Genomic DNA, 14,228 nt, shown 5'->3' on the forward strand with positions numbered 1-14,228 from the left:
GCTTATTTATTGATCAAGTTGACCGCGGTCACGGTACCAGTTATCTGGTTGCCATTCCCAAGTAAAGCCATCTTTTTCTAATAAGTCGAAGGCAGCTTGCGGGCCCATTGTGCCAGCGGCATAATTAGGGAAAGAAACGTCTGTTTTATCCCAAGCATGTCGAATAATGTCAACAATGCGCCAAGATTGGGCAACTTCGTCCCAATGAGAGAAGTTTGTACTATCGCCATTTAGGCAGTCTAATAGAAGTTTTTCATATGCTTCTGGACTATTTTCAGTCATTTCAGCACTTTGACGGAAATCAAGTTTCACTGGAGTTGTATTGAACCCTTGACCGATTTCTTTTCCATTTAAGGTTAATGAAAATCCTTCAGTTGGTTGGATATAGATAGTTAAAACATTCGGTGGTAAATCGGTTTTATCGCATTCTTCACACGTATCATCTTTGAAGACATTAATAGGTACTTGTTTAAAGACGATGTTAATACGTGTGCCTTTTTCAGTTAATCGTTTACCTGTGCGAACATAGAAAGGGACGCCAGACCAACGGAAATTATCAATTAAAAATTTACCAGCAACAAAAGTTTCAGTGGATGAAGTTTCTGCCACATTTGGTTCATCACGATAGGCTGCGAATGTTTGATCAGCTAGCTGACCTTCGCCGTATTGTCCACGCACGAAATTTTGAAGGGCTTCTTCTTCAGAATAAAGGCGGATGGCACGTAAAGCTTTTACTTTTTCAGTCCGAATTTCTTTTTCAGAAAAGGCAACAGGAGGCTCCATAGAAAGCAATGCAACGACTTGTAAAATATGATTTTGAACCATATCTTTTAGTGCGCCACTGTGGTCATAATAGCCGCCACGATCCTCGACACCTAAGCTTTCAGCGAAGGTGATTTGGACATTATCAATGTAACGATTGTTCCATTGTGATTCAAAAATATTATTGGCAAAACGAATGGCTGAAATATTTTGGATCATTTCTTTGCCTAAGTAATGGTCAATTCGGAAAATATCTTGTTCAGGAAATGCAGCACGAATTTCTTCATTTAATTCGTAGGCAGATTCATAATCAGAACCAAATGGCTTTTCGATAATTAGACGATCAAAGCCTTCTTCCGAAATAATATGTTGTGATTTCAAGTGATTAACAATGGTTCCAAAGAATTGAGGGGCCATAGCTAAATAGTAAACATGATTGCCTTCTAAGTGGTATTGTTCATTTAGGCGATCAGATAATTCTTTTAAGGTATTATAATGTTCCGTATCATTCACATTATGTGATTGGTAATAGAAATGACTAGAAAATTCAGTCGCCTCTTCGGCCGTGGGATTTAAGTCTTGAATGGTTTCACGAACGATTTCCCGATAGTATTCGTCTGTCCATTCCCGACGTGCGGTACCAATCACCGCAAAACGCTCAGCTAATAATCCTTTTTTATATAAGCGGAACAGGGAAGGATACAATTTGCGTTTGGCAAGATCACCTGTCCCCCCGAAAATAGTAAATAATGCTACTTTTTCATTCATTAGTTTTCCTCACTTTCTCTAATCAACGGCTCAACAAAAATTGTGTTTGCTGCTTTAAAGCTGACGGATAATTCTTTGTTTTCATTATAAATGGTGATCGGTCCTTCATATGCAGCAATTTCTTTAATCGTATATTCTTCTTGAATATTTAAATCAATGGAAACTAAATAATCCAGTAATTCTTTTTCGTCTAAGACACGTGCAATCCGAATTTTTGTGCCAACAGGGTAGTCTGTTAACGTTTGGCGTTTCTCCTCATGAATGGGTTGATTATCTTCGGGAATAACACCACCGTGTGGACAAAATTCTGGATGATTTAAATAATCCGCTAAACGGTTCACAAGCGTCTGTGAAGTAACATGTTCTAAAACTTCTGCCTCTTCGTGCACATCATTCCAAGTGTAATTTAAGTGCTCTACTAAAAAGACTTCCCAGATTCGGTGTTTGCGAATTAACGTACTCGCTTTTTTTAAGCCTTTTTCAGTTAATTGTACCCCTTGATAAGGAGAATGCTCAACCAAATCTTCTTTTACTAACTTTGAAATCATCTCACTAACCGAAGCTGCCGAAACATCGAGTCCAGAAACAATTTGTTTATTATTCACTTTAACTTCGTCGCCACCTAATTCAAAAATTAATTTTAAATAGTCTTCGCGATTTGGTGTCATAGGGGCTCATCCTTTCAAAAAAACATCATCCTAAGTTTATCAGAAAAAGGCGCATTTGACTATTTAATAATATTCAAGTTGTAAGAAAACTTTCTGAATGCTTTTGCAAGGGATGTAAAAAAATAAATCACCCACCGCACATACTTCATTTTATGTGTCGTGGGTGATTTATTAATTGTAAATAGCCCGTTCTAGTGTGTAGGTTTCGTCGTCGGCTTCATCGTAAAGCGTCGCAGGGACACCATTTTCACATTGAATGATTAAATGGTAACCTAACTTGTCTAAGATAACTAAGCGTTTAGGGGTTAATTCAACAAGCAAGGCATGCGTTTGTTTGCCATCAATGAAAACATTGAAAGATGAGGTGATTTCCAAGGTGTGTTGCGTGGCTTTCTTCACGTCTACAAACCACCAATGTCCAGTATAGTTGTGTTGAAGCTCCTGTGGGGAAGGGAGCTGTTTATTTTTTTTCCAGAGGATAGAGCCTGCTAATCCAGTAAGTAAAGATGCACCAACCAAGAAAGTCCAATGTTTTTTCAAAGAAATTCCTCCTAACCTTCATTTTCATTTATTCGTCTTCGTCACCTTTATTATATAGAACTTGTCTAAAATATTCGACTAAATCGCTGAGAATTGACAAATATTTAATGATTGACACAAGATAGTAAAATTGTTGGTTTTGGTCTATACTTTTCCTTGTTTTTTTATGGTATAGTGTGTAAGAAAGGAAGTCTGTGTATGAAGTACCCGAATGTCCAACTTGCTTATTTTATCGAACGACCCAATCGGTTTATTGCACACTGTCGTTTAATGGAAACGAATGAAGAAGTAATCACACATGTCAAAAATACTGGCAGAGGGAAAGAAGTTTTTTTACCAGGTGCTGTTGTGGCGCTTAGTTATCAACCATCGCCTAAAAGAAAAACAGATTACGATTTGATTGCAGTAAAAAAAGGTTCTTTTTGGATTAATATTGATAGCCAAGTACCGAATACATTAGTCAATGAAGCGTTAAAAAATGGTCAAATTGTGCTTCCTGGTTTAGTTGGTACGATCCAAACTGTTAAACGTGAGCAACGATTTGCACATTCAAAATTTGATTTTCTAGTGGAAACGGATGCGGACGAACAAGCTTTTGTCGAAGTGAAAGGCATGACTTTAGAAAATAAAGGCATCGGTGCTTTTCCTGACGCGCCAACACTTCGTGGCTTGAAGCATGTCACTGAACTAATGGCTGCAACTAAAGCGGGTTACCGCTGTTACGTTTTGTTTGTGGTCCAATTTGAAGAAATTAAGCAAGCAACGATTCACCAAGAGATGCAACCCGCCTTTGCTGAAAATGTGGGTGCTGCAATTGATCAAGGTGTGCAAGTCCTTGCTTACAATTGCCACGTAACACCAGCAACGATTGAACTTAAGTCACAGGTAACCTTTGATTTATTACAGGCATTTGATGATCCTAATAAATAACTTGAAGAACTCCTAGCGTTTTAAGGCAGGGTAATTACGTGACTTTTGTACGAGAGATTACTATTATAAAGAGAGTAAATAAACAAAAAATGGAGGTTTTTGATTATGATACATTTAGGCGTAATTGGTACCAATTGGATTAGTCATCAATTTGTTTCAGCAGCTTTAGAAACGGGTGCGTACGATTTAACGGCTGTTTATTCTCGGAAACTAGCAACGGCACAAGAATTTGGTTCTCGCTATGGGGATGTGGAATATGCAATTGATTTAGAGACGTTTTTTGGTATTGCACATATGGATACGGTTTATATTGCCTCACCAAATTCATTACATTTTGAACAAGCGAAACAAGCAATTTTAGCGAAAAAAAATGTAATTGTTGAAAAACCAGCTTTTTCAACACCTGATGAGATGGCAGAAATTATTGAATTAGCGAATAAAAATCGTGTGTATTTCTTTGAAGCGGCCCGTAATATTCATGAGCAAAGTTTCCAAAAAATTGCTGAATTATTGCCATTAAAAAACCAAATTTTAGGTGCGAATTTTACGTATATGAAATATTCTTCTCGCTATGATCAAGTATTAGAAGGCAAAGAGCCAAATATTTTTTCTCCTCATTTTTCTGGGGGAGCCTTAGCAGATTTAGGCGTTTATTTAGTTTATGCAGCCTTGGGCTGGTTTGGCGTACCAAACGAAAGCCATTATTTTGCTAGTAAAATTGCGACAGGTGTCGATGGCTTAGGAACAATTATTTTACGATATGATCAGTTTGACGTGACGTTAAACACTGGGAAAATTAGTGATTCTTTTGCGCCATCCGAAATTTACTTTGAAAACGGGACCTTGATTTTAGATAGTGTCAATGCTATTTCTTCGGCTGAGTACCATGATCGCGCACATGAAGAACGTGATGTCTTAGATATTCAAGTAGCTGATAATCCAATGATTGAAGAAGCCCGTGATTTTGCAGCAGTTTTAAATAACCCAACAGATAAGTATTGGGGCACCAAGTATGAAGAATGGGTTGAGCTTGCTCGAAATGTCAATAAAGTAGTCACTGATTTACGTCATAGTGCCGGCATTATTTTTGATGCTGATAAATAAGAATTAAGCGATAGGAAAGGAACAATATGAGATTTTTAGAACAACTTCCAGAGGCTTGGCAAGAACAGTGGCAAGCTTCTGGCTTTAACGAACCATCAACAATTCAAGAAAAAAGTTTTACGCCCCTTCGCGAAGGAGAAAATGTTTTAGGAATTTCGCCGACAGGAACTGGAAAAACACTTGCTTATATGCTGCCTTTACTCTTAACTGTTGAAAAAGGACAGGGAAATCAATTGTTGATTATTGCTCCGTCTCAAGAATTAGCTATGCAAATTGCTGAAGTTGCTCGGACTTGGGCTAAGCCACTTCAATTAACGGTTCAAACGTTAATCGGCGGGGCAAATGTTTCACGCCAGATTGACAAGTTAAAAAAACGTCCTGAAGTGTTAATCGGAACACCAGGTCGGATTTTAGAGTTAATGAAGAATAAAAAAGTCAAAGCTCAGTTGTTAAAAACAATTGTAATGGATGAAGTTGATCAACTTTTCCAAGAGGAAGAGCTAAGTTTAACCAAGCAAATTTTGACACACACACCAACCGAATACCAACTTGTTTTTTATTCAGCGACTGCTGATCGTGTCGTGAATCAAGCGCAATCTTTAAGCCGAAAATTACAGGTGATTGATGTGACGGAAGAAGATACTTCAGCAGGTCAAGTCGCCCACTACTTTATTCGATTAGCACCAAGAAAAAAAGCTGATTACTTACGTCGTTTGGCCCATACAGAAGCATTCAGAAGCATGGTCTTTTTCAATCAAGTTGCTGATTTAGGTGCAGCAGAAGAAAAATTAGTTTATGAGAATGTGCCAGCTATTGGTCTGGCTTCAGATCAAAGTAAACAGTTGCGTAAATTGGCGATCGATCAATTTAAAGCAGAACGAGTGAAGTTGTTACTAACCACGGATATTGCGGCACGGGGCTTAGATTTCACAGGGGTCCCTTACGTCGTAAACGTAGATGTTCCTTTAACCGAAGAGAGCTATATTCATCGTTCTGGTCGCGTTGGCCGGATGGGTGCACAAGGGGCAGTGATTACGTTTATCAACGACGGAACCAAAAGAGATTATCAACGTTTGATGAAACAATTGGCCATTCCCTATCAGGAAATCTTTTTATATGATGGTGCACTTCATGAACAGCCAAAAGCCAAAGATGAACTAGAAAAAAAGAACGTAGCCAAAGATACGTATTCAGAAAAAAAGAGTACGAAAGAAAGAAAACCAGAAACAGTAAATTCTGTTGTCAAAGAACCACAAGAAACACGCAAAAAGAAGAAAAACAAAAAGAAAAACACGAAAAACAAAGGAGCTCGTAAAGCGAAGAAATAACGCTTTACGAGCTTCAAGCAGAACGTTGTATCGAGGAGGATTCCATGAAATCTCGGAAGGAAGAAATCTTAGCGTTACTTCAAAAAAATGAAACTGGCTTAACGGCAGGAGCGGTAGCAGAACAGTTAATGATTGATCGCAGTAATGCCAGCCGTTATTTAAATGAATTATTCAAAGAAAAGAAAATTACTAGAAGTACTGGACGTCCTGTTATCTATTCAGTGCCAACAATCAATGAAGGAGAACAAGTCCATGTAGATGAGTCTACCTCTGTTAGTTTTGACACATTAGTAGGTGCCAATGATTCTTTAAAAGTGAGTATTCAGCAGGCCAAGGCGGCTATTTTATATCCACCAAGAGGTTTGCATACGATTATTTTTGGGAAAACAGGAACAGGGAAATCTCTTTTTGCTGAATGTATGTACCGTTTTGCCATTGATTCAAAAACCTTAGATGAAGATGCCCCTTTTGTCTCTTTTAATTGTGCTGATTATGCACAAAACCCACAATTATTATTTGGTCATATCTTTGGCGTAAAAAAAGGCGCCTATACTGGTGCGAATGAAGATAGTCCAGGCTTAATGGCAAAAGCAGATGGCGGGATTCTCTTTTTAGATGAAATTCATCGTTTACCGACAGAAGGTCAAGAAATGCTCTTTACGTTTATTGATAAAGGCGTGTACCGTCCATTAGGAGAAAGTGGCCAAACCTATGAAGCCTCTGTTCAAATTATTGGTGCGACAACGGAATCCTCAGAAAACTTTTTAACCACTTTTAATCGGCGGATTCCGATGTCGATTACATTACCATCTTTAGATGCACGGACGCTAGATGAGCGTTATGCCATCATTTCGTTATTTATTCAGCAAGAGGCAACACGTTTGGGCCAACAAATTGATATCGAACGCGAAGCAGTTTTGGCGTTCATGTTATACGATGCAGAAGGAAATATTGGTCAGGTGAAGCGGGACTTAAAATTAGTTTGTGCTAAGTCATTTCTTTATTATCGGACGCACAATTTAGAACATTTGGTTATCCGTAAACGGGATTTGTCGTTACCTGTCCAAAAAGGATTATTAAAAATTAAAGAAGTACCTGAGCGCTTGGATCAATTTGTCGATAGTAAAAGTAATTATTTATCTTTCCAGCCAGGTACCAACAAAATTGTTTGGTCGCAAGATCCAGCTAGAGACATGCAAGTTTACAATGAAATCGAAGAAAAAGTCGCTGACTTGTCTGAAGCTGACTTAGAAAATGTTGATTTAGAAGAATTGATTTCTAAAGATATGAATGCGTATTTTAAAAATTATGTCGAAGAATTAACCCAACATTCTTTACATAAGGAGTTATTACCAGAAGCTATTTGGGACTTAACGAATCGTCTTTATGATATCGCAGAAGAGCGTTTGGAACACACGTACAACGAAACTGCGCGCTTTGCCTTTGCGCTTCATTTACAAAGTACGATTGAACGTGTCAAAGAAGGTCATGTGATTGTCCATCCTGATTTAAATAATGTCCGTAAAAATATGAAAAAAGAATTTCAAGTAGCCTTAGATTTATCTTCTATTATTGAAGAAGAGAACAACATAGAGATTCCTTTCGATGAAATTGGCTTTATTAGTATGTTTTTATCTATTAATGTCGGTAAAGAAGAAAGAACTCCAGAAAATAATGTTGGTGTGTTCGTCTTAATGCATGGGGATTCTACTGCCTCAAGTATGTTGAAAACCGCCCAAGAACTTTTAGGAACGTCAATCGGAACAGCGATGAATATGCCGTTAACGATGGAAGTTCAAACAATGTATGAACAATTACGAAACCAAGTAATTACGCAAAAAGAATCGTTAAATAATGGGATTTTATTACTGACGGATATGGGTTCATTAAATTCGTTTGGAAATATGTTGTTTGAAGAAACAGGTATCCGAACAAAGGCGATTACAATGACGAGCACAATGATTGTCTTAGAAGCTATTCGAATGGCAAGCGTGGGACGAAGTTTAGAGGACATTTACCAAAATATTCAACTTTCTTTTGAAAGCGTTGTGAGAGAACAATTTCGCTCTAGTCTGCAAAAACGTCAAAACGTAAAAAAAGCAGTAATCGTGACGTGCTTTACAGGAGAAGGGGTCGCCGCAAAACTATACCAACGAATCTTACCAGTTATTGATGAAACAAAAGTGGAACTGATTCAAATGCAATTTATTGAACGAGAAACGTTTAAAAAGCATATCGACAACTTGATGGAAGAATATGAAATTAAGGCCATTGCGGGAACTGTGGATGTTGAATATCAAAATATTCCCTTCTTTTCCGTCTATGATATTTTTGATGATGAAAAATTAAATGTATTGAAACGGATTGCTAGTGATGAAGTGGCAATTGATACAATTGTTCATTCACTAAGTGGCGTCATTACTTCTGTGGACTCCTTACAAAAATTAATTCTCATGTTACAAAAAACAGTTCATCAAATACAAACAGACATGCATATTATTGTTGAACCAGGGGTGGATGCCGGAATCATGATTCATTTGGCTTTTCTGGTAGATGCTTTAATTAAAGGAGAAGAAGCAAGAACTTTTCCAAACTTAGCGGAATATGTTAAAACACATCGTTTAGAAATCGATGTCGTACGCACGAATTTTATGTTAATTGAACGGGCGTATCGTGTGACGATCCCGGAAGCAGAAGTTGCGCATGTTACCCAAATGTTTTTAGAAAATGAAATTAAAAGTAAACAATAATAAATAAAAAAACATCAAGAAATGAGAAAACGCTCTCTTTTTTCTTGATGTTTTCTTTTTGTAAGTTACACACAATTTCATGTGTGTAAGCGTTTTCTTTTAGTGTGTGCACGCTTTTTTCGATGACAAAAGCTGTTATATCAGTATTTTAATGAGGAAAAAACTTGGCACAATTATTGCTATAAATAAAGTGTATAACGTCATAACTTTTAAGGAGATGAAGAAAAAATGGCAAAAAAAACAATTATGTTAGTTTGTTCCGCGGGAATGAGCACAAGTTTATTAGTAACAAAAATGCAAAAAGCAGCAGAAGATCGTGGCATGGAAGCAGACATCTTTGCAGTATCGGCTTCAGAAGCAGATACAAACTTGGAAAATAAAGAGGTGAATGTTTTACTTTTAGGTCCACAAGTTCGTTTCATGAAAGGGCAATTTGAACAAAAATTACAACCAAAAGGGATTCCTTTAGATGTAATTAACATGGCAGATTATGGCATGATGAATGGCGAAAAAGTTTTAGATCAAGCAATCTCATTAATGGGATAAGGAATTAAAACGTTTAAGAAAAGTGAATAGCAAACAAGGATAGTGCATGTTACCAAAGGTTTTATTTTGTACGCTCGATTCATTCGTTTAATGAGGCTACTGCCTTTTTAATAAATATAAATGGATACAGGAGGAATAAAAATGAACGGATTAATGGCATGGATGGAAAAATATATCTTACCAACTGCCGCAAAAATTGGTGCACAGAAACATCTGGTGGCACTAAGGGATGCTTTTATTGGTACATTACCTGCGACAATGGCTGGATCAGTCGCCGTAATGATTAACGCAATTATTCGAGATCTTCCCCAAGAGTTTGTCTCAACTTATGCGGCAAGTTTGGAAGCAGACAAAGGTATTTTTGCAGTATTGAATGTCATCATTGGGATTAATGGTTTTGTTTGGAATGGTACATTGGCTATCGCTGGTTTGATTTTCGCTTTTTCTTGGGGCTATAACTTAGCGAAAGCATACAATGTGAATGAGCTAGCTGGTGGGATTGTCAGTTTAGCTACCTTAATTTCAGGTGTTGCTTTTGCACCAAATAACACAGCTGAATTAGCTGTGAAAGTGCCAGAAAAGATTGCCAACGCAATTAATGGGGCAGAAATTGGTGCGTCAATTGCTAATAATCAATTGACTGTCAATCCATGGGGTTGGTTAAATCTCAACCATTTAAATGGTAACGCTTTCTTTACGGTGATGATTATGGGCGCTTTATCAACCATTATTTTTTGTAAATTAATGCAAGCGGATTTAACAATAAAAATGCCTGATTCTGTACCACCAGCAGTTTCAAAAGCGTTTGCGGCAATTTTACCAGCAACAATCGCATTGTATGTCGTAGCAATTATTAACTTTACGGTGTCAAAACTTTCAGGCGGTCAATTATTAATTGACTTAATTCAAAAATATATCGCGGAACCGTTCCTTGGGTTATCACAAGGACTAGGCGCTGTGTTAATCGTAACAGTTTTTGTTCAAATTTTCTGGTTCTTTGGTATTCATGGGCCAAACGTTTTGGCACCAGTTCTTGAAGGAATTTGGGGACAAGCACAATTAATCAATATTGATATTTTCCAAAAAGGTTATGAAGGAAAAACAGGAACAGCTGCGGTTTTAGCCGCTATTGACGACGGTAAAGCCTACATGTGGGTCCGTGGTTCGTTTGATGCTTTTGCTTGGTTTGGTGGTTCAGGCGGTACAATTGTCCTAATTATTGCAATCTTGTTATTCTCCAAACGAGCAGATTATTTAACAGTCGGTAAATTATCATTAGGACCTGGGATCTTTAATATCAATGAACCGATTATGTTTGGTTTACCAGTTGTTCTGAATCCAATTATGTTTATTCCATTTGTAATTGCGCCATTAGTTGCTACTACAATTGGCTGGGTTGCAACGTATCTTGGGCTAGTCGCCCCAGTTTCTCAACAAGTCGCATGGGTGACACCGCCGTTGCTATTATCTTTCTTAGCGACAGGTGCTGACTGGCGCGCACCAATCGTAGCGTTGGTATGTATGGTAGTCACTTTCTTGATTTGGACACCGTTTGTTATCGCTGCTAACAAAATGGATCCTGCATTAGGCGAAAGTGAGCAATAGGCAATAAAAACAGCAATTACTTGTATAGAAAGGAGCGAGCGGCATGATTTCGATTGCAAGTGCAATGAAGCAAGAGGAAATTATTACTTTACTAGAGGCATATCAAGGGGAAAATGAAACATTTACTTTTAAAGAAAAGAATGGTATTAAGTTATTTTTTGAAGTTGAAGGAGACCCTGAAACTGCTGCACAAGTTGCAAAACAGCTGATTAAGGAACAACCTTGGGGTGGCGTTTTATATTTCCAAGCAACGGTAGTCTAAAAAGATAGGATGGATGAAAATGATTAGAAATGGATTATTTTTATGTAGTATTGGCTTCTTGATTGTTTTGTATTCGTTGAATCCCAGCTCCTTAAACTATGATTTATTAAGTCTGACAACGGGGATTTTTTTCATTGGACTTGGTGGTTACCTGTTTTTTAAAGGAAAAAAAGTTGCTGAAGAAGAGGCGACAAAGGATGAGGTGAAACGGTAATGGAAATTACGAAAACATTAACTATTTCAGCAGATGAATTTTACACGCAATTAATGAATTCTGTTATTTTTGATATCCGTAAGCAAACAGGCAAAACTCTTACAAGAAAGCAGTTACGTAAGTTTGAATATATCAAAGAATATAGTAAAAATAGTCGCGCGAAAATAGTTATTGAAGAAGCTGTAGAAAATAAGACCTATCAATTTCGAACATCCACAACTAAAAATGATTTCTCGGTGCGGTATGAGCTACAGCCAATTGATGAAAAAAGCTGTGAACTGCGTTATACAGAAACAATGGTTTCTTATGGGGCGTTACAAAAACTGAATGATGCAGTATTAGGTATCTTTTTAAGTTATTTTAAAAAGAAACAGTTTTATAAAATGCTTAAAATGATGGAAACTGCTTAAAGGGAAAAAGCGGCTTTTGTCCAGTTGATTCTCTTCAGCTTTAGAAAGTGAGCGATGAGTCGTTTCGACTTATCGCTCACTTTTTTTTGTTGCCCTATTATTTTGGAAACGCACACAAAAAAGCTGTGTGTAATCGTTTTATTTTTAGTGTGTACACGCTTTCCATGTTGAAAAACGTTGTCATATCAAGGTTTTCAATGTGTTAAAACTTGGCACGCTTCTTGCTTATATAAAGGTGTAAAGCAAAACAAAGAGAATTTAGGAGATGAAGGAAAATGGCAAAAAAAACAATTATGTTAGTTTGTTCCGCAGGAATGAGCACAAGTTTATTAGTAACAAAAATGCAAAAAGCAGCAGAAGATCGTGGCATGGAAGCAGACATCTTTGCAGTATCGGCTTCTGAAGCAGATACAAACTTGGAAAATAAAGAGGTGAATGTTTTACTTTTAGGTCCACAAGTTCGTTTCATGAAAGGGCAATTTGAACAAAAATTACAACCAAAAGGGATTCCTTTAGATGTCATTAACATGGCGGACTATGGCATGATGAATGGCGAAAAAGTTTTAGATCAAGCAATTTCATTAATGGGATCATCAAACTAGAGCAGAAAATGGGGTAGAGGTAATGGACGGACAACAGAACTTAGAAGCAATCATGGGTTTAATCATGTATGGCGGAAATGCTAAAAGCGATGCAATGGAAGCGATTGCCGCAGCAAAATCGGGGGATTTTGAATTAGCAGACAAAAAAATTGCAGATGCAGAAGAATCACTTGTACATGCACATCATTCGCAAACAGGAATGTTAACAGAAGAAGCAAAAGGCAATAACATGCAAGTAACATTGTTAACAGTGCACAGTCAAGATCATTTAATGACTGCGATTGCATTTACAGATTTAGCAAAAGAAATTATCGATCTTTATCGCCGTATTGATAACGAGTAATCTCGTTGTCAATGCGTCTTATAAGAAAAAAGCGCTTGAGAAAGCGTTAATTAGGAGGAATAACAATGGACGGATTTGTTCAATGGATGGAGAAACACTTTATGCCGAAAGCGTCAGTAATCGCAGCGCAACGGCACTTGGTAGCAATTCGTGACGCGTTTGTCGTAACGATGCCATTAATGATTTTAGGGGCTTTGGCGGTATTAATTAATAATATTCCAATTCCAGGATATGAGGACTTTTTAAACAAAATTTTCCCAATGATGTATAACGATGCACCAATTTGGAAAAGCTTTGGTGGTAACATTTGGAACGGTACATTCGCAATCTTTGCCGTTTTAGTAGCCTTTTTAGTAGCACACAATTTAGTTAAATCTTATGGAAAAGACGGCATTGCAGCCGGTACAGTTTCTGTAGCTTCATTCTTCGCAGTTGGCGGCTTAGAAGGCATGGGCGCAACTGGATTATTTATTGCTTTGATTATTGCACTTATTTCAGGAGAACTATTCCAACGTTTATCTGGCAATCCTAAATTAGTTATCAAAATGCCTGATGGTGTACCACCAGCAGTAGCAAAATCATTTGCGGCATTATTACCAGCAATGATTACAATCAGTTTATTTAGTTTAATTACATCAATTCTATTTGCTTTAGGAATTGACAATATCGTTATTTCATTCTATGAAGCAGTTCAACAACCATTTATGGGACTTGCAAACAGCTACCCATCAGCATTATTGTTAGCTTTCATTACACCATTCTTATGGTTCTTTGGTTTACATGGTGCCAACATGGTTGACCCATTAATGCAAACAATCAACGTACCAGCGATTGATGCGAACATTAAAGCTTTAGAAGCAGGTAAAGCAATTCCTTATATTGTAAACAAACCTTTCTTTGATTCATTTGTAAACTTAGGTGGAACAGGGGCAACATTAGGTCTGTTAATTGCTATCTTTATCGTAGGTCGTCGTAACAAACCATACAAAGTCATTACAAACTTAAGTTTAGCACCAGGACTATTTAATATTAATGAACCAGTCATGTTCGGTTTACCAATTGTTTTAAACCCAATCATGTTTATCCCATTCATTTTAGTCCCAATGGTTCTTGTAACTGTTGCGTATGTGGCGACAGCAACTGGTTTAGTACCAGCTGCAACCTTTATGCCACCTTGGGTAACACCACCAATTATTGGCGGATTTTTAGCAACGAAGAGTATCGCCGGCGGAGTTTTAGCAGCTGTTAACTTATTGATTTCTATTTTGATCTACATGCCTTTCGTAAAAGTAGCAACAGATCAATACTTGAAACAAGAAGCAGCCGCAGAAGCAGCCGAGTAAAAAATCGAAGGATTGAATCGTCCGGACTCTTACGGAGGGTTCAATCCTTTTTT

At 37.4% G+C, this 14,228-nt stretch carries 15 protein-coding genes; 12 read left to right on the forward strand and 3 right to left on the reverse strand.

Going from position 1 to position 14,228, the window contains the following annotated elements:
• Nucleotides 1-6: 6 nt before the first annotated feature.
• From zwf to IGI80_RS09205, 3 genes are all read right to left on the reverse strand, one after another.
• Complete coding sequence (zwf, locus tag IGI80_RS09195; RefSeq protein WP_002355906.1) at nt 7-1,530, reverse strand: glucose-6-phosphate dehydrogenase; 1,524 nt, start codon at nt 1,528-1,530, stop codon at nt 7-9.
• A complete protein-coding gene (locus IGI80_RS09200) occupies nt 1,530-2,198 on the reverse strand; it encodes a metal-dependent transcriptional regulator (RefSeq protein WP_002358896.1) in 669 nt (222 codons plus the stop codon). The genes zwf and IGI80_RS09200 overlap by 1 nt, the downstream gene beginning before the upstream one ends.
• A gap of 171 nt (nt 2,199-2,369) precedes the next feature.
• Nucleotides 2,370-2,738 carry a DUF4828 domain-containing protein gene (locus IGI80_RS09205; protein ID WP_002355908.1) on the reverse strand — a complete coding sequence of 123 codons (369 nt, stop codon included), beginning with the start codon at nt 2,736-2,738 and terminating at the stop codon, nt 2,370-2,372.
• 198 nt (nt 2,739-2,936) lie between these two features.
• Between IGI80_RS09205 and sfsA the strand changes: the two genes are divergently transcribed.
• The 12 genes from sfsA (at nt 2,937) to IGI80_RS09265 (ending at nt 14,175) form a co-directional block, all read left to right on the forward strand.
• The gene (gene sfsA / locus IGI80_RS09210) at nt 2,937-3,668 is read left to right on the forward strand and encodes a DNA/RNA nuclease SfsA (RefSeq protein ID WP_010823484.1); all 732 of its coding nucleotides are present in this window, start codon (nt 2,937-2,939) and stop codon (nt 3,666-3,668) included.
• Nucleotides 3,669-3,773: 105 nt separating this feature from the next.
• On the forward strand, nt 3,774-4,772 hold the full coding sequence (locus IGI80_RS09215) for a Gfo/Idh/MocA family protein (RefSeq protein WP_002385098.1): 999 nt from the start codon (nt 3,774-3,776) through the stop codon (nt 4,770-4,772).
• A 26-nt stretch (nt 4,773-4,798) separates the two neighbouring features.
• Nucleotides 4,799-6,100: a DEAD/DEAH box helicase gene (locus IGI80_RS09220; protein ID WP_002409084.1), complete on the forward strand. Its 1,302-nt coding sequence runs from the start codon at nt 4,799-4,801 to the stop codon at nt 6,098-6,100.
• Nucleotides 6,101-6,144: 44 nt separating this feature from the next.
• Entirely contained in the window at nt 6,145-8,850 is a 2,706-nt protein-coding gene (locus tag IGI80_RS09225; RefSeq protein ID WP_438723264.1) for a sigma 54-interacting transcriptional regulator, read from the forward strand.
• 228 nt (nt 8,851-9,078) lie between these two features.
• Complete coding sequence (locus tag IGI80_RS09230; protein ID WP_002355913.1) at nt 9,079-9,396, forward strand: PTS sugar transporter subunit IIB; 318 nt, start codon at nt 9,079-9,081, stop codon at nt 9,394-9,396.
• Nucleotides 9,397-9,537: 141 nt separating this feature from the next.
• Entirely contained in the window at nt 9,538-11,001 is a 1,464-nt protein-coding gene (locus IGI80_RS09235) for a PTS sugar transporter subunit IIC (protein ID WP_002364646.1), read from the forward strand.
• A gap of 43 nt (nt 11,002-11,044) precedes the next feature.
• Entirely contained in the window at nt 11,045-11,263 is a 219-nt protein-coding gene (locus IGI80_RS09240) for a hypothetical protein (protein WP_002355915.1), read from the forward strand.
• 13 nt (nt 11,264-11,276) lie between these two features.
• Nucleotides 11,277-11,477 (forward strand): DUF3188 domain-containing protein, encoded by a 201-nt coding sequence (locus tag IGI80_RS09245; protein ID WP_002355916.1) that lies wholly within the window; start codon nt 11,277-11,279, stop codon nt 11,475-11,477.
• A complete protein-coding gene (locus tag IGI80_RS09250) occupies nt 11,477-11,887 on the forward strand; it encodes a DUF3284 domain-containing protein (RefSeq protein WP_002355917.1) in 411 nt (136 codons plus the stop codon). The genes IGI80_RS09245 and IGI80_RS09250 overlap by 1 nt, the downstream gene beginning before the upstream one ends.
• 275 nt (nt 11,888-12,162) lie before the next feature.
• Complete coding sequence (locus IGI80_RS09255; protein ID WP_002355918.1) at nt 12,163-12,489, forward strand: PTS sugar transporter subunit IIB; 327 nt, start codon at nt 12,163-12,165, stop codon at nt 12,487-12,489.
• 22 nt (nt 12,490-12,511) lie between these two features.
• Nucleotides 12,512-12,832, forward strand: coding sequence for a PTS lactose/cellobiose transporter subunit IIA (locus IGI80_RS09260; protein WP_002355919.1), 321 nt, complete (start codon nt 12,512-12,514; stop codon nt 12,830-12,832).
• 65 nt (nt 12,833-12,897) lie between these two features.
• A complete protein-coding gene (locus IGI80_RS09265) occupies nt 12,898-14,175 on the forward strand; it encodes a PTS sugar transporter subunit IIC (protein WP_002355920.1) in 1,278 nt (425 codons plus the stop codon).
• The last annotated feature ends 53 nt before the right edge of the window (nt 14,176-14,228 follow it).

The sequence above is a fragment of the Enterococcus sp. DIV1420a genome (assembly GCF_051712165.1).
Taxonomy (GTDB): domain Bacteria; phylum Bacillota; class Bacilli; order Lactobacillales; family Enterococcaceae; genus Enterococcus; species Enterococcus faecalis.

What these genes read in the sequence shown, in the direction of transcription:
- zwf (WP_002355906.1), bottom strand. Translation starts at nt 1,530, where the DNA reads ATGAATGAAAAAGTAGCATTATTTACTATTTTCGGGGGGACAGGTGAT.
- IGI80_RS09200 (WP_002358896.1), bottom strand. Translation starts at nt 2,198, where the DNA reads ATGACACCAAATCGCGAAGACTATTTAAAATTAATTTTTGAATTAGGT.
- sfsA (WP_010823484.1), top strand. Translation starts at nt 2,937, where the DNA reads ATGAAGTACCCGAATGTCCAACTTGCTTATTTTATCGAACGACCCAAT.
- IGI80_RS09215 (WP_002385098.1), top strand. Translation starts at nt 3,774, where the DNA reads ATGATACATTTAGGCGTAATTGGTACCAATTGGATTAGTCATCAATTT.
- IGI80_RS09220 (WP_002409084.1), top strand. Translation starts at nt 4,799, where the DNA reads ATGAGATTTTTAGAACAACTTCCAGAGGCTTGGCAAGAACAGTGGCAA.
- IGI80_RS09225 (WP_438723264.1), top strand. Translation starts at nt 6,145, where the DNA reads ATGAAATCTCGGAAGGAAGAAATCTTAGCGTTACTTCAAAAAAATGAA.
- IGI80_RS09230 (WP_002355913.1), top strand. Translation starts at nt 9,079, where the DNA reads ATGGCAAAAAAAACAATTATGTTAGTTTGTTCCGCGGGAATGAGCACA.
- IGI80_RS09235 (WP_002364646.1), top strand. Translation starts at nt 9,538, where the DNA reads ATGAACGGATTAATGGCATGGATGGAAAAATATATCTTACCAACTGCC.
- IGI80_RS09240 (WP_002355915.1), top strand. Translation starts at nt 11,045, where the DNA reads ATGATTTCGATTGCAAGTGCAATGAAGCAAGAGGAAATTATTACTTTA.
- IGI80_RS09245 (WP_002355916.1), top strand. Translation starts at nt 11,277, where the DNA reads ATGAAAATGATTAGAAATGGATTATTTTTATGTAGTATTGGCTTCTTG.
- IGI80_RS09250 (WP_002355917.1), top strand. Translation starts at nt 11,477, where the DNA reads ATGGAAATTACGAAAACATTAACTATTTCAGCAGATGAATTTTACACG.
- IGI80_RS09255 (WP_002355918.1), top strand. Translation starts at nt 12,163, where the DNA reads ATGGCAAAAAAAACAATTATGTTAGTTTGTTCCGCAGGAATGAGCACA.
- IGI80_RS09260 (WP_002355919.1), top strand. Translation starts at nt 12,512, where the DNA reads ATGGACGGACAACAGAACTTAGAAGCAATCATGGGTTTAATCATGTAT.
- IGI80_RS09265 (WP_002355920.1), top strand. Translation starts at nt 12,898, where the DNA reads ATGGACGGATTTGTTCAATGGATGGAGAAACACTTTATGCCGAAAGCG.